Source organism: Caballeronia eucalypticola, assembly GCF_047608185.1.
Classification (GTDB): Bacteria; Pseudomonadota; Gammaproteobacteria; order Burkholderiales; family Burkholderiaceae; genus Caballeronia.
This window is the reverse complement of record NZ_JBLKRU010000028.1, coordinates 48,647-72,657: the sequence shown is the minus strand read 5'-3', so window position 1 is coordinate 72,657 and position 24,011 is coordinate 48,647. Positions and strand designations below refer to the sequence as shown.

Annotated in this window: 22 protein-coding genes and 2 pseudogenes; 14 read left to right on the top strand and 10 right to left on the bottom strand. The window is 58.6% G+C overall.

The features are described from left to right. Positions 1-24: 24 nt before the first annotated feature. On the bottom strand, positions 25-696 hold the full coding sequence (locus tag ACMX25_RS27040; RefSeq protein ID WP_414953077.1) for a 4'-phosphopantetheinyl transferase family protein: 672 nt from the start codon (positions 694-696) through the stop codon (positions 25-27). Positions 697-1,151: 455 nt separating this feature from the next. Here ACMX25_RS27040 and ACMX25_RS27035 point away from each other — a divergent pair, with 455 nt between their 5' ends. Next, entirely contained in the window at positions 1,152-2,390 is a 1,239-nt protein-coding gene (locus ACMX25_RS27035; protein ID WP_414953076.1) for a glycosyltransferase family 4 protein, read from the top strand. 69 nt (positions 2,391-2,459) lie between these two features. Here ACMX25_RS27035 and ACMX25_RS27030 read toward each other — a convergent pair whose 3' ends face one another. After that, positions 2,460-3,281: a DUF72 domain-containing protein gene (locus tag ACMX25_RS27030; RefSeq protein WP_414953075.1), complete on the bottom strand. Its 822-nt coding sequence runs from the start codon at positions 3,279-3,281 to the stop codon at positions 2,460-2,462. Positions 3,282-3,306: 25 nt separating this feature from the next. Then, positions 3,307-4,188: a bifunctional hydroxymethylpyrimidine kinase/phosphomethylpyrimidine kinase gene (gene thiD, locus ACMX25_RS27025; protein WP_414953074.1), complete on the bottom strand. Its 882-nt coding sequence runs from the start codon at positions 4,186-4,188 to the stop codon at positions 3,307-3,309. A 389-nt stretch (positions 4,189-4,577) separates the two neighbouring features. Between thiD and ACMX25_RS27020 the strand changes: the two genes are divergently transcribed. Both ACMX25_RS27020 and ACMX25_RS27015 read left to right on the top strand, forming a co-directional pair. Further along, positions 4,578-4,748 (top strand): rubredoxin, encoded by a 171-nt coding sequence (locus ACMX25_RS27020; protein ID WP_025527884.1) that lies wholly within the window; start codon positions 4,578-4,580, stop codon positions 4,746-4,748. Positions 4,749-5,092: 344 nt separating this feature from the next. After that, positions 5,093-6,451: a hypothetical protein gene (locus ACMX25_RS27015; protein WP_414953073.1), complete on the top strand. Its 1,359-nt coding sequence runs from the start codon at positions 5,093-5,095 to the stop codon at positions 6,449-6,451. A gap of 3 nt (positions 6,452-6,454) precedes the next feature. Here ACMX25_RS27015 and ACMX25_RS27010 read toward each other — a convergent pair whose 3' ends face one another. Next, positions 6,455-7,906: a cryptochrome/photolyase family protein gene (locus ACMX25_RS27010; RefSeq protein ID WP_414953072.1), complete on the bottom strand. Its 1,452-nt coding sequence runs from the start codon at positions 7,904-7,906 to the stop codon at positions 6,455-6,457. A 29-nt stretch (positions 7,907-7,935) separates the two neighbouring features. Between ACMX25_RS27010 and ACMX25_RS27005 the strand changes: the two genes are divergently transcribed. The 10 genes and pseudogenes from ACMX25_RS27005 to rfbD all read left to right on the top strand — a co-directional run bounded on the left by ACMX25_RS27005 (position 7,936) and on the right by rfbD (position 16,290). Further along, a complete protein-coding gene (locus tag ACMX25_RS27005; RefSeq protein ID WP_031362713.1) occupies positions 7,936-8,514 on the top strand; it encodes a YqgE/AlgH family protein in 579 nt (192 codons plus the stop codon). Beyond that, positions 8,511-8,982, top strand: a pseudogene (ruvX, locus tag ACMX25_RS27000) (Holliday junction resolvase RuvX). The gene ACMX25_RS27005 and the pseudogene ruvX overlap by 4 nt, the downstream one beginning before the upstream one ends. Then, complete coding sequence (gene pyrR / locus ACMX25_RS26995) at positions 8,969-9,484, top strand: bifunctional pyr operon transcriptional regulator/uracil phosphoribosyltransferase PyrR (protein ID WP_414953071.1); 516 nt, start codon at positions 8,969-8,971, stop codon at positions 9,482-9,484. Before ruvX ends, pyrR begins: the two are co-directional and overlap by 14 nt. Positions 9,485-9,561: 77 nt before the next feature. Further along, positions 9,562-10,593 carry an aspartate carbamoyltransferase catalytic subunit gene (locus ACMX25_RS26990; protein ID WP_414953070.1) on the top strand — a complete coding sequence of 344 codons (1,032 nt, stop codon included), beginning with the start codon at positions 9,562-9,564 and terminating at the stop codon, positions 10,591-10,593. 4 nt (positions 10,594-10,597) lie between these two features. Beyond that, on the top strand, positions 10,598-11,887 hold the full coding sequence (locus ACMX25_RS26985) for a dihydroorotase (RefSeq protein WP_414953069.1): 1,290 nt from the start codon (positions 10,598-10,600) through the stop codon (positions 11,885-11,887). A 2-nt stretch (positions 11,888-11,889) separates the two neighbouring features. Beyond that, entirely contained in the window at positions 11,890-12,699 is an 810-nt protein-coding gene (locus ACMX25_RS26980; protein ID WP_414953068.1) for a lysophospholipid acyltransferase family protein, read from the top strand. Between the two features lie 151 nt (positions 12,700-12,850). Then, complete coding sequence (rfbB, locus tag ACMX25_RS26975; protein WP_414953067.1) at positions 12,851-13,936, top strand: dTDP-glucose 4,6-dehydratase; 1,086 nt, start codon at positions 12,851-12,853, stop codon at positions 13,934-13,936. Positions 13,937-13,938: 2 nt separating this feature from the next. Beyond that, positions 13,939-14,832 carry a glucose-1-phosphate thymidylyltransferase RfbA gene (rfbA, locus tag ACMX25_RS26970; protein ID WP_414953066.1) on the top strand — a complete coding sequence of 298 codons (894 nt, stop codon included), beginning with the start codon at positions 13,939-13,941 and terminating at the stop codon, positions 14,830-14,832. Next, a complete protein-coding gene (gene rfbC, locus ACMX25_RS26965; protein WP_414953065.1) occupies positions 14,817-15,368 on the top strand; it encodes a dTDP-4-dehydrorhamnose 3,5-epimerase in 552 nt (183 codons plus the stop codon). The genes rfbA and rfbC overlap by 16 nt, the downstream gene beginning before the upstream one ends. 10 nt (positions 15,369-15,378) lie before the next feature. Beyond that, the gene (rfbD, locus tag ACMX25_RS26960; RefSeq protein ID WP_414953064.1) at positions 15,379-16,290 is read left to right on the top strand and encodes a dTDP-4-dehydrorhamnose reductase; all 912 of its coding nucleotides are present in this window, start codon (positions 15,379-15,381) and stop codon (positions 16,288-16,290) included. Between the two features lie 30 nt (positions 16,291-16,320). Here the strand turns inward: rfbD and ACMX25_RS26955 are convergent, their stop codons facing one another. From ACMX25_RS26955 to ACMX25_RS26945, 3 genes and pseudogenes are all read right to left on the bottom strand, one after another. Then, complete coding sequence (locus ACMX25_RS26955; RefSeq protein ID WP_414953063.1) at positions 16,321-17,175, bottom strand: symmetrical bis(5'-nucleosyl)-tetraphosphatase; 855 nt, start codon at positions 17,173-17,175, stop codon at positions 16,321-16,323. Between the two features lie 460 nt (positions 17,176-17,635). After that, positions 17,636-17,752, bottom strand: a pseudogene (locus ACMX25_RS26950) (adenylyl-sulfate kinase); the annotation flags it as partial. Between the two features lie 35 nt (positions 17,753-17,787). Continuing rightward, complete coding sequence (locus ACMX25_RS26945) at positions 17,788-17,916, bottom strand: hypothetical protein (protein WP_414953090.1); 129 nt, start codon at positions 17,914-17,916, stop codon at positions 17,788-17,790. A 969-nt stretch (positions 17,917-18,885) separates the two neighbouring features. Between ACMX25_RS26945 and gmd the strand changes: the two genes are divergently transcribed. After that, positions 18,886-19,917 (top strand): GDP-mannose 4,6-dehydratase, encoded by a 1,032-nt coding sequence (gene gmd / locus ACMX25_RS26940; protein WP_414953062.1) that lies wholly within the window; start codon positions 18,886-18,888, stop codon positions 19,915-19,917. Positions 19,918-20,544: 627 nt separating this feature from the next. Here the strand turns inward: gmd and ACMX25_RS26935 are convergent. Genes ACMX25_RS26935 through ACMX25_RS26925 form a run of 3 tightly spaced genes read right to left on the bottom strand, consistent with a single transcriptional unit; the run spans position 20,545 to position 23,376 of the window. Continuing rightward, positions 20,545-21,660: a glycosyltransferase family 4 protein gene (locus tag ACMX25_RS26935; RefSeq protein WP_414953061.1), complete on the bottom strand. Its 1,116-nt coding sequence runs from the start codon at positions 21,658-21,660 to the stop codon at positions 20,545-20,547. 1 nt (position 21,661) lies between these two features. After that, positions 21,662-22,411 (bottom strand): glycosyltransferase family 2 protein, encoded by a 750-nt coding sequence (locus ACMX25_RS26930; RefSeq protein ID WP_414953060.1) that lies wholly within the window; start codon positions 22,409-22,411, stop codon positions 21,662-21,664. Between the two features lie 11 nt (positions 22,412-22,422). Continuing rightward, positions 22,423-23,376 (bottom strand): GDP-L-fucose synthase family protein, encoded by a 954-nt coding sequence (locus tag ACMX25_RS26925; RefSeq protein ID WP_414953059.1) that lies wholly within the window; start codon positions 23,374-23,376, stop codon positions 22,423-22,425. Between the last annotated feature and the right edge of the window lie 635 nt (positions 23,377-24,011).

Genomic DNA, 24,011 nt, shown 5'->3' with positions numbered 1-24,011 from the left:
TCGTTAAGCAATCCGCTCTGCACTTCATTTCATTTCGACAATCGACCAGTCTGTGCGTCGGGCCGCCACCGCTCCCGCGCAGGTCGGGCTGAATGACAGGGCCCGAATGCACCAATGCATGGCTTCCTCCGCGTCGCCGCCAACGGCGCGGGGCGTTGTATCACCGCGGATGGAAAGATCGAATTCGAAATGGGTGGGTGGCAGGATGAAGCCGGTGCCGAGCGCTTTCAAGCACGCCTCTTTGCGAGCCCAGCTTTCGAAGAAGACTTTTTGTCGTTCTGCATTCGGCAACGCACTGAATTGTGCGCGTTCCTGATCGGAGAATACTTGCAGCGGCATACCCTCTTCGATCGGGCGGACTTGTTCTACGTCGATGCCGACTTCGAAGCCGCTCGAGATAGCGAGAGCAGCCACATTCTCACTGTGGCTGAGATTGAAGCAGATACCGCGTTCAGGAGGCTGGTTTGCGCAAAAAGGTTTGCCATCCGAACCATAGCCAATATCGACTTCAATCGGTGATAACCCGAGATAGCGGCTGAGCAGCTGCCTGAGTTCGCCCCGGCCCATCACGAAGCGACGGCGATGCCGTTCGAAGCGAAATTTGCCGGCGCGCTCTCGCTCCTGCGTCGATAGCGTTTCCCAGTAACTACTAAAATCGCCGTCGCAGAAATCGAGGTCCCACTGCCAGACATGCACTTGCTGCGCAGAGGGCGGTGTGAGGAGAGAAAAGGACATTAAATGCCTGGATGCGACCGATGACGGGTGCTGGTGACGGGGACTGGTGAGGGGGCTTGCCGATTCTACAGGATCGACACGGGTCATCAAAAGCGGGGAGAGCGGTGCAGCGCCGCAGACGCTGCGGACGACTCCGGCCCCTGCGTATATAAACGTATAGGCGTCGCTGCACGATCGGCTTAGGATCGTTATTGGCAGCGAACATATCAGCAAAACAATTCGTCACCCGGGGGGGAATTTCTGACGGACTCTGATCGTTTATGTAGTCAAAGCTGATCAGCGATCAGGGCTGCGGCAGTTCGCATGTGGGCCATCGAACAGTGCCGTACTGCGCGCAGCAGTCTAATAATGGCGGGACGAATAGTCGGGCAGGGCAAGTAGTCCGAAATCGATCTCACAAACGAGCGTAAAAGCGAATGAAAATATTGATAGCCAATACCCTATATAGCCCCGACATGGTCGGAGGGGCGGAGGTATCCACGCAAATACTGGCGGAGGGCCTGGTCGCATCGGGCGCCGAAGTGTGCGTCGTCTGCGCAACGGGTACGGGCGTTGATCGCATCACCGAACTGAATGGCGTGAAGATTTATCGTCTGCGTCTTAATAATTTTTATTGGCCACATAATTCAACGAAGCATTCGCGGATCATGAAAATGATCTGGCACGCAGTCGATGTCCATAACGTGCTTATGGCACTCAAATTAAAAAGAATCATCCAGCGAGAAAAGCCGGATATCGTCAGTACGAGCAATCTGGCGTGCCTTTCCATCGGCATATGGCGCTTATCGAAGCAAGCCGGTGTGCCGATCGTTCACACGGCGCGCGACTACTACCTGATGTGCCCCTCATCGAAGATGCTCTCGCATAACAAATCATGCGAGCGGCAGTGCGGGGTCTGCGCGCGCTATACCGGACCGAAGAGAACCGCGTCGCAGCGTGTCGATGCCGTTATTGGTGTGAGCCGGTTCGTGTTGCAGAAGCATATCGACAGCGGATATTTCGCGAGTGCCTCCACAACAGGTGTGATCAACGACTGCTATCTGCCGATGCAGGGTGAATTGCCTCCTGTAGCATCGAACGTAGCCCGCGACGGCGTCGTTCGGCTCGGCGTGCTTGGGCGGGTATCGCCCGAGAAAGGCATTGAAGTGCTTCTCGACCAGTTGTGCCGCGACTCATCGTTGAACTGGACATTGACGATTGGCGGCAGCGGTGACGCAGCCTATCTCGACACATTGAAGAGCACGTATAACGATCCGCGCATCAACTTCGCCGGCCACGTCGTGCCGGCGGAATTTCTTCGACGCATCGATATTCTTGTTGTGCCGTCAAAATGGAATGAGCCGTTCGGCCGTGTCACGGTCGAGGCTTACTCGCATGGTGTCCCTGTCGTTGGCGCGAACACCGGCGGCATTCCAGAGGTGATCGAGCCGAGCTCGAATCTGATCTTCGACATCGATCAGCCGCATACGGTGATCGACAAGATTCACGAGGCTGTTCAGCTCTTGAACGATCCTCAGACACCCACGCGTTTGCGCGACTATGCGCAGACCTTCAGCCCAAAGGCGATGGTCGATGCATATCTGGAAGTGTACAAAAACGCGCTGAAAGCAAGGCCGTGCGCCATTGCAGCAACGCAACAGAAAGTCACGACATAGTTCCGTCCGTCAAGGCTTGGTCAACGGTCGTCCAGAGACACGCTGGACGGTCCGGCCGCGTAGCATGCCCTACACCCCTGCATCGGCTTTTTCCCTGACGGCGGCGCGTTTCGGGCGCACGTTCAATGCCCTGCGGCTTTTCACGCGCAGCGCGTTGAACTGTGCATGGCCGGCGGCGGTGTTGTCGAAGATGCACCAGACTTCGTGCACTTTTTTCGCCCGGTCGTGGAGCGTGAGCGCGAGGGCATCGAGGTAAGGATACTCATACGAAGACTGGTACATCTCCGGCGAACCATGCAGCCGGAAATACACCAGCGATGTATCCGCCCGATATCTGATCGCACAATCAGCGGGTTGCGGATCGGCATCGACGTAAGCGATCTTTTTCGACTTGAGCATCGTGGCGGCGGCTTTCGAGAACCAGCTCTCGTGGCGCGCTTCCAGCGCGATCGGAATGTCCGTGCGTTCGCGCATCGATGTAAAAAACGACTTGGCGATATCTGGATCGAACGACAGGCTCGGCGGCAGTTGCACGAGCCAGCAGCCAAGCGTACTGCCCAGTTGAGTCGCGGCTTCGAGGAAAGCGTCGAGCAGCGCCTCGCAATCAACGAGGCGTGCGTCGTGTGTAATGGCCTTCGGGATCTTCACCGAAAAGCGAAACGTGGCGGGCACGCTGTCACGCCAGCGCGCGTACGTTTCTGCCCGATGCGGCCGATAAAAACTCGAGTTGATTTCGACGCAGGTGAGCACCTGCGAATAGCGGGCGAGATGAGTGCCTTCGCCGGGGAAATGTTCCGCGACCGCGTCCGTGAGACCCCAGCCGGCACAGCCGATCCGTACAGGCGCAAAGCTGTGCTTGAGTGGGGGGAGCGATGGTTTGCGCAGCGGCATGTGTCAGTCTCGCTCCAGGAAAATATTAGTGGCGGGCTTCGCCCGGTATGACGGGTGGTGCATCTGCTTGTGTATCGATGACCACGGGCGGCGTCTCGTCGTCATCGTTCGAACGCGCCCAGAAAAACCGGTCCGGCAAGTAAGCGCCCATGCCGGGCCTGAACGCTGCGCGGGTCGCCTGGAACACATATTCCTGAGCTTCGCGCGCGGCTTCCGCGGGTTCCTGACCGTTGGCGAGCAACGCGGCGATGGCGGAGCCGAGCGTGTCGGTAATGCCCATCATGCGATGCTCGGTGCGGTCCCATGTGTCCTGCCGGATCTGGCCTTCCTCACTGTAAAGCGTATTCACATGCCGGTGCGTGCCTGTTTCCGTCGCCAGGATGTACTCGCAGCCTTGCGACAGCAAATGCGAGATGGCGGCGTCGAGCGTGGGCGCTTCGGCGTCGCCATCGGGCTGTGCGAGTTGCAGGAGCGTGGCGTGATCCGCAACGAGCATGGTGGTTTGCGGCACTAGCAAATCTGCCATCGATTCACGCAATTCGTCCGCCGCCAGCACATGTTCGTCGTCGAGCGTGAAATCAGGTGCGAGGATCAGCGGCACGTCGTCGTAATCGGCAACTACTTCCGCAATTGCGCTGACCACTTCCGCACGCGTCGCCGCGCCAATCTTGAAGGCCGCCACCGGCATATCTTCCAGCAACATGCGGGCCTGAGTGCTGACGGTATCGGGATCAAGCCCGGTGACTTCGTCGCAGGTCGCCGAGTCTCGGACGGTGTAGCCGGTCAGGACAGTGAGCCCGTGGCAGCCCATGCTGGCGAGGGTCAGCAGGTCTGCCTGCAGGCCGGAGCCGCCCGTGGGATCGGACAGGCCAAAGGTGAGAACAATAGGAGGGGTGTCGCTGGGCATCGGATTATTCGTGGTTTCAATCTAATCGGCTATTCAAGCGACCGGACAATGAGTCGGCGCAAACGGCACGATTATGCGGCCTAAAGTCACGCGGGCACATGAGATGGGCTTTTTTTCGCGCCGAAGTTGAGTGAAACAGTGTGCGGGAACCAGTGAAACGAAGGTCCGATACTTGCTGGAAGGGCCTCGCAGGCCGTACGGCGTTCAATTGAGTGGTTCAGACGGCAAAGCTGACAAACTCCAGACGGAAGGGGAAGAAACCGAAGAGAAGCCGAAAAACCCGTCCGAATCCTGACCGATCCGCCAGCGCTGCCGCATTGCTAGGCATGGCGCTGCCAAACCGGTACCATCATGCACTCATTTAACCGATTGCCCGACGCGACATAAGTATGGAATACAGAAGCTGGATGTGCCTGATTTGCGGCTGGATTTACGACGAAGAAGCGGGATTGCCCGAAGAAGGAATTGCGCCGGGCACTCGCTGGGAAGACGTTCCAATTAACTGGACGTGTCCCGAATGCGGCGCACGCAAGGAAGACTTCGAAATGGTCCAGATCTGAGCAAAGGCTCGGACGTCGTGCAAGGAACACTCGCGCCGCATGGATGGGATGCCTTCATGCGGCGCGCCTTGTTTACGTGCCGGGCGTCGTGAAGGTTTTTGATTCGTTTTGCAGATCGCAATGTGCGGGATGGTCAGCTAGACCAAAGATGGACCACTGAGCAGGAACGCTCGGCTAGCGAGTTGGCGCGACCGGCTCGACTTTTCCGGCGTGTGTCCGGGTTTTATCGCCAGAGGGGATGCGGCGGCATGCATTGGCCGCTTTTGGCGACAATGCGCCCGGGTTCGATCAAGATCCATCCGATGCCTGGGGCTTGGCGCCGCGCATCGGCTCGTGAGCGTTCCATGACAACTCAATCCGGTTTGAGCAACACGTTCCAGGCATTGCCCAATCCGCGCGGTGGGGCTGTGCGGATTGCAGAGATGGCGCTGACCGACGCACTGCACGCGTTCATGCGCGACGGCGACACGCTTGGCGTGCTGCGCCGCGGGATTGGCGCGTTGCAGTCGGCGGGCTGGCTACCGGCGCAGCGGTTCGGCGAGATCCTGGTGCTGGTGTCGCCGCTGGCCGGGCTGAGCGACAAGAATCGCAACCAATTTGCCGAAGCGCTGCGTGACTTCAGCGCGGCGGTCGAGCGCCGCAATCTGCGGGAGCTCGCGTGCTCCACCCTTTTGTTCGAGCATTATCGCGGGCTGCATGCGCTGATGGCCGCGCATACCCGCGCAGCCCCCGTTTCCTTCGATGACCTCGCGCTCGCCGGCCGCGCCATTGCGCCAGCTACGTTGCGCGCCATTTCCCCGGAGCGCCTTGCTCGCGTGCGGGCGCACTACGAACGTGCGTTGCTGATCCTGCTGAGATCGAAGGCGGGTGAGTTGAAGGGAGAGGCGGAAATTGTTTCCATCCTCGACGCCTGTCTAGCCGATCTCGCCGGCCCCGATCCCTACGATTTCTGGCGTCTGGCGATTGGGGTGATCGAAGCATTGCGTTTGCAGCCGGATCCCGACACCGCCGCAGACGCACGTCGGCTGTACGCGCGTTTCAATCTGGTTCTGGCCGATCAGGCGCACGGTTTGTCGCATGCGCCCAAGTCGCTGGTGCGCGCCGCGCTCGCGCTGCTGTGGCGCGATTACGCGTTATACGGCGCGTCAGCGGAGGATTCCGCTCAAGTCGATGTATTGCGCGACTACGGCTTGACCGTGGATTGGCACGTTGCAGCGTCGCAAGCGTCCGAGGACGAGTGGGAGCGCAATGCGGAGCAGGCGCGCGATGCTCCCACGCGGGACTTGGGCGTATTGCGTGTGAACGCGGTGGCGTACGAGGACTTTCTGACGAGCGCCGAGCCGGCTATCGGCGCGTTGATCGAGCATGGGATGTCGGCGCGGGAAGCAAGCCGTATCGATGTACCGGCGGCGCTCAAGGCTGCCGACGCGGCGTATCGGCTGGGTGCGGCGGCCTGCGCGTTAGGGCTGGGCCATGTCGCGTTGCTTGCCGATACGCTCGGGCTCGCCTGGCGCCGGATTGCGTACGAGGCGCAGATAACGCCAGAGGGCTCACCGCTCGATGCATCGATTCCCGAGAAGGCCGCCCAGGCGCTCGGCGCGATGTTGCATCAGGCGGCGGCTGGCATTGCGCCATCGGAAGGCGGCGCGTCGGTGGCGGCGCTGACCGCGATGATCGAAAGAGGCATGGCTGTCGCGCGATAGGGGTTACTTCACCGCCGCATACCGCGCGAGCGTGATCTTGCGCGCGGCATCGTGATCGACGACTGGCATCGGGTAGTCAGCGCCCAGCGAAATCTTCGCGGCCTTCAACGCATCCGGTTTCGCTTTCCACGGCGCGTGGATGTCTTTATCCGACAACGCCGCAAGTTCCGGCACGTAATGACGGATGAACTTGCCGCGGGTATCGAATTTCTCCGACTGCGTGACCGGATTGAAAATGCGGAAATACGGCTGCGCGTCGCAACCGCTCGACGACGCCCACTGCCACCCGCCATTATTCGATGACAACTCGAAGTCGTTCAGCAGCGACTCGAAATAGTGCTCCCCGCGCCGCCAGTCAAGCCCGAGATCTTTGGTGAGAAAACTTGCCACGACCATCCGCAAGCGGTTATGCATATAACCCGACTGATTGATCTGGCGCATGGCGGCATCGACTAGCGGATAACCCGTCTGGCCTTCGCACCACGCGGCGAAATTGGCATCGGCGGCATCGCCCGTTTCCCATTGAATGCGGTCGTATTCCGGCTTGAACGCTTTGTGATCGCCCGGCACGCCAACGTACGGAAAGTGGTGCAGCACCGAGAAATAAAAGTCGCGCCAGATCAATTCGGACAGCCACGTTTCCGCGCCTCGATTGCCGTGACGCTGAGCGTCGTGAGCGGTGCGAGCGAGTGCGCGAATCGAAATAGTGCCGTGCCGCAGATGCACGCTGAGATAACTCGGTCCCTTAACGGACGGAAAGTCGCGCGTCCGGTCGTAGTCCACCATGCGGTCGCGGAAGTCGTCGAAGAGCTGATATGCGCCGCTCGTTCCGGCCGGCAATGCGGGCGCGTGCGTGGCACTGAATCCAAGCGATTCCAGCGACGGAATGGCGTGCTTCACGCCAGCCGGCGGCCGCGCCAAAGCAGCGAGATTATCCTCCGACGCATACGGCTTCAACGCGTCCGGCGTCAGCGACGCGAGCCAGTTGCGCTTATAGGGCGTGAACACGGTGTACGGCTTGCCCGTGCCCGTCAGCACGTCGTCCTGATGAAAAATCACCTGGTCCTTGAACGTGAAAAACGCGACGTCCGCGCTGGCCAGCTTTTTACCGATATCCTCATCCCGCGCCTTCGCCGACGGCTCGTAGTCGCGATTCGCGAACACTGCGTCAACGCCGCATTCACGCGTCAGCGCCGGAATCTCGTGCGCCGGCACGCCGTGCCGCACGATCATGCCGCCGCCCGCGTCGCGCAGGGTTTTATCGAGTTCGATCAGGCTGGCATGAATAAACGGAACGCGGCGATCGTTTTGAGGCAGGGGCGAGAGAATTTCGCTGTCGAAAACGAAGGCGCACAGCACCCGGCGACAGCGAGTTAGTGCGTGATAGAGTGCAGCATGGTCTGCCACGCGCAGGTCTCGTCGAAACCAGACCAGCCCCAGATCAAAGTCGGCCATCAAGCAGTGCCTTTGCTAAAATTTGAATTATGTCCAAGACTTCCGATCGCATCAATTTGACCAATCAGTTCCTGATCGCCATGCCTAACATGGCCGATCCCACGTTCTCCGGGACTGTAGTCTACCTTTGCGATCACAGCGAGCGCGGTGCGCTCGGCCTGGTGATCAACCGGCCGACCGACATCGACCTCCAATCGCTTTTCAATCGCATCGACCTGAAACTCGAGATCGAGCCGCTCGTGCATCTGCCCGTCTATTTCGGCGGCCCGGTGCAGACGGAACGCGGCTTTGTGCTGCACGATCCGGCTGACGGCGATGTCTACACCTCGTCCATGAGCGTCCCCGGCGGCCTTGCCATGACCACGTCGAAAGACGTGCTCGAAGCAGTCGCGAGCGGCAAGGGGCCCGCACGGTTCCTGCTCACGCTCGGCCATGCCGGCTGGGGCGCGGGGCAATTGGAAGAAGAAATTGCCAAGAACGGCTGGCTGACTGTGGAAGCCGATCCGCGCATCGTCTTCGACGTCCCCGCTGAGGACAAGCTGCAAGCGGCGTTGTCGCTGCTCGGCGTGTCGCTTTCCATGCTGTCGGGCGAAGCGGGCCACGCATGACGGGTGACTCCCGCATTGACACCCGCACCGAAGCCACGCTGATTGCCTTCGATTACGGCGAGAAACGAATTGGCGTCGCGGTCGGCAACACGTTGACCGGGCACGCCCGGGCGCTGACAGTGTTTGAAAACCGCAGCCGCGAATATCGGTTCGAAGTGGCCGGTCAATTAATCGACGAATGGAAACCCATGACGGTGATTGTCGGGCTGCCCATGCACCCCGACGGCACGCCGCACGAAATGACCCAACTGGCCACGCGTTTCGGCAATCAGTTGAACGGTCGTTTCAGCGTGCCGGTGACCTGGGTGGACGAGCGGTATTCATCGGTGGAAGCGAAGGCCGAAATGAAGCGCAACGGCGTGAAGATGAACGCAAAAGGCCGTTACGACGATATCGACGCCGAAGCCGCGCGGGTCATCCTCCAACAATATCTAGACGGACTTCACGACCGATCATGAGTTCCATTGACGCCGAGGCGCTGTACCGCGAGTTGCTGGGTCAGATCCGCGCCGCGTATGGCGAATCGCTGACGCAATCAGGCGCGCCGGTGCTCGCCGGTATTTACAGCGGCGGCGTGTGGCTGGCCGAACGGCTGGCCAAAGATCTGGACGTGGCTGGATTCGGCGTGGTGAACGTGTCGTTGCATCGCGACGATTACGCTAAAAAGGGCCTGCACAGCCAGGCCAGCCCGACGTCGCTGCCGTTTGAAGTCGACAATCGAAAAATCCTGCTGATCGACGACGTGCTCTCGACGGGCCGGACCGTGCGCGCAGCTGTCAACGAGCTTTATGATTTCGGCCGCCCGGCCGCGGTGGAACTCGCCGTGCTCGCCGATCGCGGCGGCCGCGAGTTGCCCATGGCGGCGCGTTTCACCGGCGGTGTGGTCGATATACAGGCAAACACCAATCTCGTTCTCACGCGGCGCGATGACGGCACGCTTAGCTTCACGACCGAAACCCGCACGGATTGATTAAAACCGCACACGGACAGAATCAATAGCAGCGCCGCCTTTCCCCTGACAAAAAACAACGTACCACCAGGATTGACATGAACACGTCCACCCAGGGTTCTGCCGACGGCAGCGAGCCGGATCGAAAACCGGCGTCTTCGCGCTACGGTTTTCTCAAAGGCAATCCGCAGCTTACGAAGAACGGCGAACTCAAGCATCTGCTCACCATTGAAGGACTTCCGCGCGCGATCGTCACGCATATTCTCGATACCGCCGAACAGTTTGTCAGCGTGACGGATCGCGAGATCAAGAAAGTGCCGTTGCTGCGTGGCAAGTCAGTTTTCAACCTGTTCTTCGAAAACTCCACGCGCACCCGGACCACGTTCGAAATCGCCGCGAAGCGACTTTCGGCGGACGTGCTGAACCTGAATATCAACGCGTCGTCCACGAGCAAGGGCGAGTCGCTGCTCGACACCATCAATAATCTCTCGGCCATGCACGCGGACATGTTCGTCGTGCGTCACGCGTCGAGTGGCGCGCCGTATCTCATTGCCGAGCATTGCGCGCCGCACGTGCACGTGATCAATGCCGGCGATGGACGTCATGCACACCCGACGCAGGGTCTGCTCGACATGTACACCATCCGTCATTACAAGAAAGACTTTAGGAATTTGCGCGTGGCGATTGTTGGCGACATCCTGCATTCGCGGGTTGCGCGCTCCGATATCCACGCGCTGACCACGCTCGGCGTGCCGGAAGTGCGCGCGATTGGTCCGCGTACCTTGCTGCCGAGCAACCTGAACGAGATGGGAGTGCACGTGTATCACAACCTCGACGAAGGCCTGAAGGACGTCGATGTAATCATCATGCTGCGCTTGCAGAACGAACGCATGAGCGGTTCGTTGCTGCCTTCATCGCAAGAGTATTTCAAGTCCTGGGGACTCACGCCGGAGCGCCTTGCGCTGGCTGCGCCCGACGCTATCGTGATGCATCCGGGACCGATGAATCGCGGCGTCGAAATCGACTCGGAAGTGGCCGATGGGCCGCAATCGGTGATCCTTAATCAGGTCACGTTCGGGATCGCCGTGCGAATGGCGGTAATGGGCATCGTTGCCGGAAATAACGACTAACACCATGAAGATTCATATTCAGGGCGGCACGCTCATTGACCCGTCCGCGGGCACCGAAACCAGGGCCGATGTGTTTATCGCAGAGGGGAAGATCGTTGCCATTGGCGATGCGCACGCGGATTTTCAGGCGACTCGGGTAATCGATGCAAAGGGGTTAGCCCTTGCGCCGGGTTTCGTCGATTTGAGCGCGCGGTTACGCGAGCCGGGTTTTGAACACAAAGCCACGCTCCAGTCAGAAATGGCGGCCGCGGCCGCGGGTGGCGTCACCAGTCTCGTGTGTCCGCCCGATACCGATCCCATTCTCGATGAACCGGGTCTGGTCGAAATGCTCCGGTTCCGCGCGCAGAAGTTGAATCAGGCGCACGTGTATCCGCTCGGCGCGTTGACGGTCGGGCTCAAGGGCGAAGCGATCACCGAAATGGTCGAGTTGACGGAGTCGGGCTGCATCGGCTTCTCGCAGGCCGATACGCCGATCGTCAATACACGCACGCTGCTGCGCGCGCTGCAATATGCGACCACGTATGGTTATGCCGTCTGGCTGCGTCCGCAAGACTCTTACATGGCGAGCGGCGGCGTGGCGGCGAGTGGGGCGGTGGCATCGCGGCTGGGGTTATCGGGCGTGCCGGTGTCGGCGGAAATCATCGCGTTGCATACTATTTTCGAATTGGTGCGGGTGTCGGGGGCGCGCGTGCACTTGTCGCATTTGTCGTCGGCGGCGGGCGTTGCGCTCGTGCGCGAGGCGAAGGCCGAGGGCTTGCCCGTGACGTGCGACGTGACGATTAACCATGTGCATTTGACCGATATGGATATCGGCTATTTCAACTCGCAATTTCGCTTGGATCCGCCGTTGCGCTCGCAGCGTGACCGTGATGCGATTCGCGCGGGGCTGGCCGATGGCACCATCGATGCAATCTGCTCCGATCACACCCCGCTCGACGACGACGAAAAGCTGCTGCCTTTCGCCGAAGCCACGCCGGGTGCGACGGGGCTGGAACTGCTGCTCTCGCTGACGGTGAAATGGGCGCGTGAGGCGCGCGTGCCGCTGGCGAAGGCGCTCACGCGTATCACGAGCGCGCCGGCCGCGGTGCTCAAGCTGAACGCGGGGCGTATTGCCGTAGATGAGGCCGCCGATCTCTGTCTTTTCGATCCCGCTGCCGAATGGCTTGTCGAACCTGCGAAGCTCAAGAGCCAGGGGCACAACTCGCCGTTCCTCGGTTATGAGTTGCCGGCGCGTGTGCTCATGACGCTTGTGTCGGGGCATATCGCTTATGAAGCGCGCGCGGACCGGTCCTGACCATGTTCGCTTTTCGCAAAGTACGGATTTTCGGGCATCTGCTTCACGGCATGTGGACCGTGGCTACGCGTTTTCCCAACGCGACGCCGCAGGTGCGCATGGAGTTGAATCGGCGCTGGTCGATTGAAATGCTCCGCCGCTGCGGGATGAAACTTGTCGTCCACAACGATCAGGCGCGGCTCGATAGCGGCGCGCTGGTGGTCGGCAATCATGTGTCGTGGATCGATATCTACGTGGTGAACGCGTGGCGGCCGACGCCGTTTGTATCGAAGGCTGAAGTGCGGCAATGGCCGCTCGTCGGCTGGCTCGCGCAGCAACTCGACACCATTTTCCTTCAGCGTGAAAAACGTAGCGATGCTAAACGCATCATGCATGAGCTGTCGGAACGGCTCGTGCGCGGCGAACTCATGTGCGTGTTTCCGGAAGGGACGACGTCGCTTGGGCGCGACTTGCTGCCGTTTCACTCCAACCTGTTTCAGGCGGCTGTGTCGGCGTGCAGGCCCGTGCAACCCGTCTGCCTGATGTACGAAGACGCGAACGGCCGGCAGGCGGACGCGCCGGCTTATATCGATGACCTGACGCTCGCGTTCACGCTGAACGCCATGCTTCGCGATACGCCGTTGACGGCGCATCTTTACGTCTGCGATGCGATCGAGCCGGGTGCCGACAGGCGCGCGCTGGCGAAGCAAGCGCAAGCGGCGGTGGAGGCGGCGTTGCGGCAGATGCAAGCGAGTTTGAAGGTGCCGGTGGCCGTGGTTAGCGTTGACGCGGGGACGGTTGCGGAGTTCGAAGCGGTGACGCCGCGGCGTTGAGGGTTTAACGGGTAGTCGGGCCGCGATTGCCCGCGAAGCCGCCGGACGTAAAACCTCACCTCGCCGTCCACGCACGACGCCGATTTATACTTGACTGGTCGACGTCGAATTGGGCTGTCTCATGCGCGTATCTATCGGGTAAAGGGTTTTTATGATTCTGGTAACGGGCGGCGCCGGATTTATCGGCGCTAACTTCGTGCTCGACTGGCTGAAAGCGTCCAACGAAGCCGTGCTCAACGTGGACAAGCTGACCTACGCCGGGAATCTGGGGACGCTCAAGTCGGTACTACGCGACCCTAGGCATATTTTCATGCAGGCGGATATTTGCGATCGTGCTGCAATGGACGCGCTGCTCGCCCAGCATCAACCTCGCGCGATCCTGCATTTCGCCGCTGAAAGTCACGTGGACCGGTCCATTCACGGGCCCGCTGAGTTTGTACAGACCAACGTTGTGGGCACGTTTACGCTGCTCGAAGCAGCGCTTGCCTATTGGAAATCCTTGCCCGAAGCAGATCAAGCGGCGTTTCGCTTCTTGCATGTATCGACGGATGAGGTGTTCGGCTCGCTATCCGCCGGCGACGCGCCGTTTTCCGAAACGTCAGCTTACGCGCCGAACAGCCCATATTCCGCGACTAAAGCGGCTTCCGACCATCTGGTGAGGGCTTACAAACACACTTATGGCCTGCCAGTCGTGACGACGAATTGTTCGAACAATTACGGGCCGTACCAGTTTCCCGAGAAGCTGATTCCGTTGATGATCGCGAATGCGCTGAGCGGCAAAGCCTTACCCGTTTACGGCGATGGTCAACATATCCGCGACTGGCTTTACGTCGGTGACCATTGCGCGGCGATACGCGAGGTGCTGGCGCATGGCCGCCCCGGAGAAACGTATAACGTAGGCGGTTGGAACGAGAAGACGAATCTTGATGTCGTGCATGCCGTGTGCGACCTGCTGGACCGGCTGAAAGCGAAGCCCTCCGGTTCATACCGCGACCAGATCAGCTTAGTGGCAGATCGACCGGGCCATGACCGCCGTTATGCTATTGATGCGCGCAAACTCGAGCGCGAACTTGGTTTTAAGCCGGCCGAAACGTTTGAGACTGGCATCGAGAAAACGGTGCGATGGTATCTCGACAATCAGGCGTGGGTGGACGAGGTGGCTTCCGGTGAATATCGCCAGTGGGTCGAGGCTAACTATGCGCAGCTTGCTGATATCCATTGGCCCAAACAGGACTGACGATGGCCCGTAAAGGCATCATTCTCGCCGGTGGTTCGGGTACGCGGCTCTACCCGATTACCCATGTTGTCTCGAAGCAGTTACTGCCCGTATACGACAAACCGATGATCTATTACCCGCTCTCCACGCTGATGATTGCGGGGATTCGCGATGTGCTGATCATATCGACGCCGCATGATGCGCCGCGTTTCGAATCGATGTTCGGTGATGGCAGCCAGTGGGGCATGAACATGCAGTATGCGGTGCAGCCATCGCCGGACGGACTGGCGCAGGCGTTTATTATCGGCGAGGAATTCATTGGCGGCGACCCTTGTGCGCTGATCCTCGGCGACAATATTTTCTACGGTCACGATCTCGGCAAGCAACTCGAGCATGCCAGCGCAAAGACCGACGGCGCGACGGTTTTCGCGTACCACGTGCACGACCCCGAGCGTTACGGAGTAGTTGAATTCGACGCGAATTTCCGCGCGTTGTCGATTGAGGAAAAGCCGGCAGTGCCGCGCTCGAACTACGCGGTGACCGGTCTTTACTTCTACGATAACAACGTCTGCGAGATCGCTGCGGATATCAAGCCGTCGTCACGCGGAGAGCTCGAAATCACTGATGTAAATTTGTTTTATCTCGCGCAGCGCAAGCTCGAAGTGGAGATCATGGGGCGAGGTTATGCATGGCTCGATACCGGCACGCCGGATTCTTTGATCGATGCCGCCACGTTCATCGCGACATTGCAGAAACGCCAGGGTCTGGTGGTCGCGTGCCCTGAAGAAATTGCTTACCGTCGAGGCTGGATTGACGGCGAACAACTGTCGAAGCTTGCGCAGCCGCTCGCAAAAAATGCCTATGGGCAATATCTGCTCAACCTACTTACGAACCACGTCGCATGGCCCTCCACATAAGCGCTACCGCGTTGCCGGAAGTCGTGGTCATTGAGCCGGAAATTTTCGGCGATGCCCGCGGCTTCTTCTACGAAAGCTTTAACAGTCGGGACTTTAGCGAGCACGTGCAGGCGGGCGTTGAATTCGTGCAAGACAATCATTCACAATCGGGCCGTGGTGTTCTGCGCGGGCTGCACTACCAGATCGAGCATGCGCAGGGCAAGCTGGTGCGCGTAATGGACGGAGAGGTGTTCGACGTTGTCGTCGATATCCGCAAAAGCTCCCCTCGGTTCGGCAAGTGGAGCGGCGTGAAATTGTCGGCGGAGAATCGTCGGCAGGTATGGGTGCCGACGGGGTTCGCGCACGGCTTTGTTGTGCTGTCGGAGTCGGCGCAATGTCTGTATAAGACGACCAATTACTGGTATCCAGAGCACGAGCGAAGCCTCCTCTGGAATGATCCGGCAATCGGCATTGAATGGCCGATCAACTTCGAGCCAATGCTTTCGGCGAAGGATGCGGCGGGCTTGCGTCTGGCAGACGCGGAGCACTTTGCGTGAGCGCCCGCAGATGAGCATCGAACCAGAACGCAAACTGATTTTGTTGACGGGCGCCAACGGTCAAATTGGTTTCGAACTGGCGCGTACGTTGCGGAGTCTGGGGCACGTGGTGGCGCTGGACCGAGAAGGTCTTGATCTTGCGGACTTCGAACAGGTTCGACGGATCGTGCGTGAATTATCGCCGGCGCTGATTGTGAACGCGGCGGCTTATACCGCTGTGGATTCCGCCGAAAGCGACGTCGTTAACGCAATGCGTCTTAACGCCGAAGCACCGGACATTCTGGCGCAGGAGGCGAAGCGTTTAGGCGCGCTGCTCGTTCACTACTCGACAGATTACGTCTTCGATGGCACGAAAGACGGTGCGTACGAAGAAGGCGACGCCGCGAATCCGTTGAACGTTTATGGCGCGAGCAAGTTGGCCGGCGAGCAAGCGATTGCTGCGTCAGGTTGTGCGCATCTGATCTTGCGGACGAGCTGGGTGTATGGCGTGCGGGGCAAGAACTTTTTACGCACGATGCTGCAGCTCGGTGCGCAGCGGGCAGAGTTGAGCGTGGTGGCCGATCAGATAGGCGCACCGACATGGTCGCGGACCATCGCGGCAATCACGTCTGAGATCTTGCCCCAGCTTGTTGTCGAGGACCGCGATGAATGGCTGCGATACTCGGGCGTTTACCACCTGACGGCTTCCGGTGCGACCTCGTGGTGCGGCTTCGCTCAGGCCATCTTCGACATGTCGACGCTGAAGCAGAAACCCGTGGTCAAAGCGATCCCTACAGCAGCTTATTCGCCGTATCCCGCGGCGGCTCGCCCACGCAACTCGCGGTTATCGAACCGGAAGTTGTTCGCCACTTTTGGACTAACGCCGCCCGACTGGCGTGAGGCGTTGGAACACTGCATGGTGGATCGGCTGGCAAATCCGTAAAATTGCCAAGCAGAGCGTTCGGTCGATTATTTAGTCGATCACCGCGCGGCAGTCCGAGCATTCCACTTGCGTCACCGTACGTTCGGCGGGGTTGCTGACTAATTCCATTGCTGTCAGCTTTTGTCCCCATACGCAGCCTGAATCGAGGCCGATGACGTTATCGCGAATAACGAGACCCAACGCAGCCCAATGGCCGAACACGACGGTCACGTCCGCGGTCCCGCGCGACGGCACATCGAACCAGGGCATGAAGCCCGGAGGGGCGGAGCCCACACTGCCGCTGGACGAGAAATCCATGTCGCCTTCGGCGGAGCAGAAGCGCAGGCGCGTCAGCGCGTTGCACACTACGCGCAGACGGTCGCTGCCCTTGAGCTTTGGTCTCCATCGCGTCGGCTCGTTGCCGTAGAGACTCGCGAGCGTTTCTTTCCAGTTAGCCGCGCGGAGAGCGCGCTGGAATTCATCGGCGAGTTCAAGGGTCAGCGCCACGTCCCACTGTGGCAGGACACCCGCGTGAACCATCAGCATGCCATGGTCGAAGTGAGCGATTGGACGATGGCGCACCCAGTCGAGGAGATCGGCGGCATCCGGCGCGGCCAAGATTTCGTCGATGGTGTCGCCCTTCTTCGACTTCCGAATACCCGCTGATACGGACAGCAGGTGCAAGTCATGATTGCCAAGGACAGCGACGGCGCGGTCGCCGAGGGCGATCAGGTCACGCAACGTAGCGAGTGATTGGGGGCCGCGATTGATGATGTCGCCAGCGAACCACAGCGGTGTGGCGTGGCTCGGCGCGGCTTTCGCCAGAAGACGCTGGAATGCTTCGCGGCAACCCTGGATATCGCCGAAAGCAAGGGGTGGAAAGTATTGGGCAGGGGAAAGCAGCATAAGTGAGGCACTGGCTACAAAATCGGTGAAGGAGTGTCGGAGGACAGGCGCGTAACGGTATTCGCAATGCCGGCGTGTCATCCGCGGTCGCAAGTCTTTGCAAGTGCGGTGGCGCCACAAGCGAGTAGTTTAACTGCCAAAATTCTTTGGGGCAGGTACGTGTTGTTTCACTAAGAATTGAATTTCGATGCGCTGGCGAATATATGGGAACCTGGCGGGCTATCAATGCATCGAGGCCGTGCCCGGCATGCGTTTTTCCGGGGGGCTTCTCCTTGAATCGATGCCCTCGCGTCCATGCATTTGGAAGGCAGAAGTGCCGATGCGACAGAGGAGGAGGCTTGGAATTGGTTGCTACTCCACACCTCGGCGTCTGGGCTCCGTCTGAGCAATCGCTGTCGACGTGGACGTTGAAAACAGCCTTCAGTGAAAGCGATTCTGGACCTTCTCGGCGCGTTGCTCGAGCATAGTGACCTTTGGGATCTCTCCCTTGGCAAACTATAGACGGACAGCTAGAATAGACTTCGAGAAAAGTCGTCCGGGTCGAGTAGCTGTTCATTTGTTTCCGTGTCTCCCGAATTGGATACTAGCGCCACGATGACAACTATGCCGCCACTATAAACAGTTTGGCCGTCTCGGCGACGCGCCGGGCGTTTTCATTACGATCCGTTTCGGAAATCCTAGGTCGGCGCATAAGCCAAGCCGGACATTATCATCGTCGAGAAGAGTGGTTTGCATACCCAGCGCGTAAAGATTGCGCTACGTCGCGTCTGCAATTGTAAACTGACCTGCGCCGTGCAACCCTTTCAGCCAAACCACAGCACCGCAGTGATAATTTCTCGCTCCCCGACTGGCACGCGCGACTGTCGTTGTCTGCTTCACGACATGAAGCGAAGGGCGGGCGAGGATAGCTTCGAGCTTTTGGCGGCGCGTCATAAAAGCCCCGCTTAAGAATTTCTAGTGTCGCCCGAAATGCTTGATTTTCCAATTTTGACAATGCGGTCAATTGTTAAAAACCATCCTTAACTTCAAACCAAATGAGTTCCTTGCCGATAAATTTGCGAGGATCTATTTTGACGCAAATTTGAACCAGCTTCCAAGAATTCTCTATTATAGAAGCAAATAATATTTAAATCCTTAGTCGACGTCACCAGACGGTCGTGAAATTCTCTTGTCGTAATCAAAATTTACATCTTTGAAAGATCGGGAATATATTAAAATCGGCGCGTGCATTTATGCCGAATCACAAATTTCATATCAGAAGGCATGCTTGGGTCCGTTCCAACCGCGAAATGTTCATCGTCATGCCTGTTGTGCTGGGAACCGGGGCGGCCTGCACCGAGCATCCACGCGAACGCAACGTGATCTATTCAATGAGGGATACGGAGCCTGAACTGATTCATGAGCGCTTGCACTCCGCACGATTTTTATCATTTTTTCTGAGTCTAGAATCTCTCCTAGCGTCTCGCGGTCAGGCGCAGCCGCGCTGTGCGTCGCATCCATATATCGAAATGCGGTCATTCGCCGTTTTGCGCTGGCGAAAAGTCGGCCCAGCCGGGCGCACTGTGGGGCCGGGTACCGCCCCCGCGTCTTGTGACTGAGGCAGGAACGTCTGGCGGCTAAGTTGGCTCGGTTACAATTGAGCCCTGAGCATTATCTCCATCAAGCACGATAGCTCTATCGAGCAGATGGGTCTACTTAAAGGAGAAGGAATTGACGAGCGCAGTGGTCACAGGCATTACCGGGCAAGACGGGGCATACCTCACGCAATTGTTGCTTGAGAAGGGCTACGAAGTTCATGGCACCTACCGGCGTACGAGTTCGGTCAATTTCTGGCGCATGGAGGAACTCGGTGTCCTGAATCATCCGAAGCTTAACCTGGTCGAGCACGATCTGACTGATCTGGGCACCACCATCCGCTTGCTCGAAATGGCCCAGCCGCGTGAGGTTTATAACCTCGCGGCGCAAAGTTTTGTCGGCGTCTCATTCGACCAGCCGATCACCACGGCAGAAATCACCGGCGTAGGCGCGTTGAACCAGCTGGAAGCAATCCGTACCGTCGATAAATCGATTCGTTTTTATCAGGCTTCTACCTCCGAAATGTTCGGGAAAGTCCAGGCAATTCCGCAGAAGGAAGACACGCCGTTTTATCCGCGTAGTCCCTACGGCGTCGCGAAGCTGTACGCCCACTGGATTACGATCAACTATCGTGAGTCGTACGATATTTTTGGTTCAAGCGGCATTCTGTTTAATCACGAGTCGCCTTTGCGCGGCCGCGAGTTCGTGACGCGCAAGATCACGGATTCGGTGGCGAAGATTTCACTTGGGAAGTTGGATGTGCTCGAACTGGGTAACATCGATGCAAAACGCGACTGGGGCTTTGCCAAGGAATACGTCGACGGTATGTATCGTATGCTCCAGGCCGACGAGCCGGATACGTTCGTGCTTGCCACCAACCGGACAGAGACGGTTCGCGATTTCGTCACCATGGCGTTCAAGGCGACCGGTGTTGAACTGAACTGGCGCGGCGCGGGAGAGAAGGAAGAGGGCATCGATTCAAACGGCAAAGTGTTGGTTCGCGTGAATCCAAAGTATTACCGTCCGGCCGAAGTTGAGCTGTTGATCGGCAACGCCGCAAAGGCGAAGGAAAAGCTCGGCTGGGAACCAAAGACTACACTGGAGCAGCTTTGCAAGATGATGGTCGAGGAAGATCTGCGCCGGAACAAGGCGGGTTTTTCGTTCTAAACGAATAATTCGTGAATTGGGACCAAGCTTGTGTTTCGTCGGATCGGCCGAGATACAGCGGAGCCACCGACCCAATTGATTTTGGGGCGGCGGCTTGATCCGGAGTCTATTAGTGTCGAGAGCAGATTTGACTCGAAGATAATATTGTCAAGCGTCTGGTCCGTTGTCCTGACCAAATCGATGCACGGATTCCTAGGCACTCGCTAATTGCTAGGAAGAATGGTGACGGAGAGCGTCTTCGGTCGGCATGCTGCGATTCGTCACAAAAGGGGAAAGCTGTGCACTTCGCCATCGTGAACCGTCGAGCTGCGGAACCTCGCGCAACTCGAATTTCTTTTTGAAATCCAAGGGGCGTTGAAACTCGCGAAGGAAGAGTCAGGAGACGAATCTGTTTCCGATAAACGAGTCATGTTCAGAGACTGTCAACTTGCGCTTCGAGTTGAGGGGTGATTTACCCTGGCCTCATAAGCCACGCGGCTTTGTGCGAGCACATTCATGCGGCGGATACCCGCGGTGGCCCATGAACGCTTTCATTCGCAATTCAGCACACATCGCCCGCGTTGCGGCGACGCGAGTCCCCACTGCCGAGTCTGGCTTGGTCAGGCTCGAATCCGGGGATATCTGACGTCAGCGTGGTGCCTCGTTAACAATCCGCTTATACAGATCGACGTACGAGTCGGCCATCTTTTCCGCGGTGAAAAGCTTGCGGAAACGTTGTTGCGCCGCAGCTCCGAATCTCACCGCGAGCGCTTCGTCGTGCCAGATCTGATCGATTGCATTGCGGAACGCGGTGGGGTCGCCTGGCGGCACAACAAGCCCGGTTTCATTAGCCACGTTCACGTAAGACGTTCCGGTGCCGATCTCGCACGAGACCATCGGCTTGCCGAACATGGCGGCTTCCAGCAGTGAAATGCCGAATGCTTCAGATCTCAGATGCGACGGAAAGAGGAGCCCATGGCACAGCGTAAGCAGGGCGATCTTGTCTTCATCGGGCAGCGCGCCGACGAAATGCACGTTGCGCAATCCCAGCGTCGCAGCCTGCGACCGCAATTCATTCTCGAGGGGGCCACCACCAAGTATGACGACGGTATATTCGGAGCCGTTCAGGGCGTCCAGCAGGACATGTAAGCCCTTGTAGTAGCGCAGCATACCAACGAAAAGAAAGAACTTGGGTCCGACGCGGGTCCGCCATTCGGCCAGTCTGGCTTCGGTTGCGGGAGGATAAGCTCGCGTGTTCAACCCGAAAGGGATCACCTCGACCTTATCGGCGAACCGCTGCAATACCACGCTGCTCTTTGCGTACTGCGGCGAGGTCGCAACAATGCGCGTGACGCTGCCGAGAAAGCGCATCATCAAGGGCCGATAAAAGTGCAGGAGTGTTTTCTGCCGGACTATATCCGAGTGGTAGGTGACGACCGTCGGCTTGTTCAGGCGTGTGAGAAAATGCGCCATATCCATGAACGGCCAGGGGAAGTGGTAGTGGATCAAATCCGCGTGCTTGGAGAGTTCCTTCAACCGTGAGAGCGCCGACAGCGAAAACGCCGACGACGCGACCTTGAAGTCGAGCCGCGCCCGATAGTGCATGTGGTCGCCGAGATCCACCGTTGAGGTGTTGCGGCTGACGGTGAGAACGTCGCTAGCCACACCACGGCTTGCGGAGCCGCTGCAGATCTCGCCGATCACCTGCTCGATGCCACCCATCGTATCCGGCTTGTAGGTCTTATAGAAATGGAGAACTCGCATGCTAGCGGATGAGGGTCTTCCACCAAACGGCGTATGGCTGGGCGAGCCACCATTTCAAGGGTACGTGGCCATGATGACGGCGCACGGTTTCCATCGCTTCCTTGTAATGCAGGCGGCGATGAATGCGCGTTTTGGTTTCATCGTGGTTGCGATTGACAGCGACTTCTTCATCGACAAAGCCAAGCGGACCACCGGTGCGATAAAGACGCCACCAGAGGTCGTAGTCGAGCGCCATCTTCAGGGATACGTCGAGGCCTCCGACTGCGGACCACGCGCTGCGCCGGATCAGTGACGCCGGCTGGGTGATCACACACCGTGTTGCCATGCGGCGCTCGGTGAACGGCTCGACCCACGCGGGAGTGCGCCGGCCGGTGACCTCGTCGAGATGCAGGGCCTTGCCGTACGCGGCTGGCCACAAAGAGTGGCGCTCCAGCGCTGCGACGAGTTTGTCCAGTCCGCCGGTCAACAGAAAGTCATCGCTGTTGAGCCAGCAAACGTAAGGTGCTGTACCCAGGGCGATGCCTTCGTTGATCGCGGCAGCTTGTCCGTCGTCCTTGTGACTACGCCAGCCTGCGAGCTTCGATTCCCAATTTCGGATGATCGAGACCGAATTGTCGGTCGAGCCGCCGTCCATCACGAAGATCTCGGTGGGGACGTTTTGCGCGGCTATCGATTGAAGGGCGTCTTTGAGAAAGCGCCCTTGGTTGAACGACGGAACGACGACGGTGACGGCGGGCTTGCGGTTGGGCATACGCTGGTCAGCTACCGCTTGTCCCCGTTCAGGAAACTTTGATAGGCGAGGCGCAAGCCTTCTGGCAACTCAGTCTTCGCTTTCCAGCCGAGAGCCTTCAATTTGTCAACGGACAAGAGTTTACGGGGTGTGCCGTCGGGTTTCGTGGTGTCAAATGTCAATTTTCCGTCGAAGCCGACTGCCTCGACCACCGCTTGCGCCACTTCGCGAATCGTGACGTCCGTTCCCAGGCCGATGTTGAATAGGCCGGACGGTACGCCGGATTCCATCATGAACACGCAGGCGTCGGCCATGTCGTCGACATACATGAATTCGCGGCGCGGCGTACCTGTGCCCCAGACGACCAGTTCGTGATCGCCGCGCAATTTCGCTTCATGGGCCTTGCGAATCAGCGCCGGCAGCACGTGGCTCGTCGCGAGGTCATAGTTGTCGTTGGGACCGTAGAGATTGGTCGGCATGGCGCTCGCGTACTGCGTACCATATTGACGGTTGTAGGCGTCGCAGAGTTCGACCCCGGCAATCTTGGCGATGGCATAAGGCTGATTGGTCGGTTCGAGCGGACCAGTCAACAGGTAGTCTTCGCGGATAGGCTGAGGGCACTCCCGCGGATAGATGCAAGATGAGCCTAGAAACAACAACCGCTGGACACCTGCTTCGTAGGCCGAATGGATAACGTTGTTCTGGATGGCAAGGTTCTGAAAGATGAACTCGCCAGGATACGTGTTGTTGGCGTAGATGCCGCCAACTTTTGCTGCGGCGAGGAAGACATAATCCGGTTTTTCACGCTGCATGAACGACCGTACGGCGTGGTTATCTTCAAGGTCAAGTTCCGCACGCGTCGCGCTCAGGATGTTTTCATATCCGCTGGCTTTCAGGCGGCGGACAATTGCCGAGCCAACCATGCCACGATGACCAGCCACGTAGATTTTGGAAGCTTTGGTGATGGTTGCTGCGCGTGTCGACATTGTCGATTTCCCTCGCTCATCAATAGGACAGACCAGCTGGACTCCCGAGTCGCGCCAGAACGGTCGCGCGGTAAGCCACCTCTGAGGTGGTAATACCGGCTGCGCCAGTTTCGACAAGAGGCGATCTAGTAACGGGCCCTAGCAGGTAACGATTAACAATTATAACATTAGTGCCATCGGCAAAGCTTCCGCGCGGCGGGCGTCGAACGTGTGGGTTCGTGGTAAATTCCGTTGCGAGGGAGCGTCCCAAAGCATTTTATTGCTCGCGCTTTGTCCTATTCATTCTTTGAGAAGATTGAATGACGCTCGTGGATGACCTTTCGCCCATAATCGCCTTGCGTCGTCAATAAAGCGGCATTTATCAACGGATAGCGCCGGTTGTTGACGTCTCTCGGTCAAAAATATTACGCGTGATGGCATAATTGCGCCGCATTGCCGGGACCGTGTGTCGGCGGGGCAATGTTATCCGTTAGTTAAATACCTCTGAGATGACCGGACTATGCAACTTATTCCGGTTGCATGGGGGTTCCGTAATGTTGACTGTGACGGCTCTTAAGCGCCGCAATCTGCAGAGTCGGCGGCTTGGTCGGAGCCTAGATGTGTGTTTCGACGAGCGGCTTGGATGCCGGCTCTAG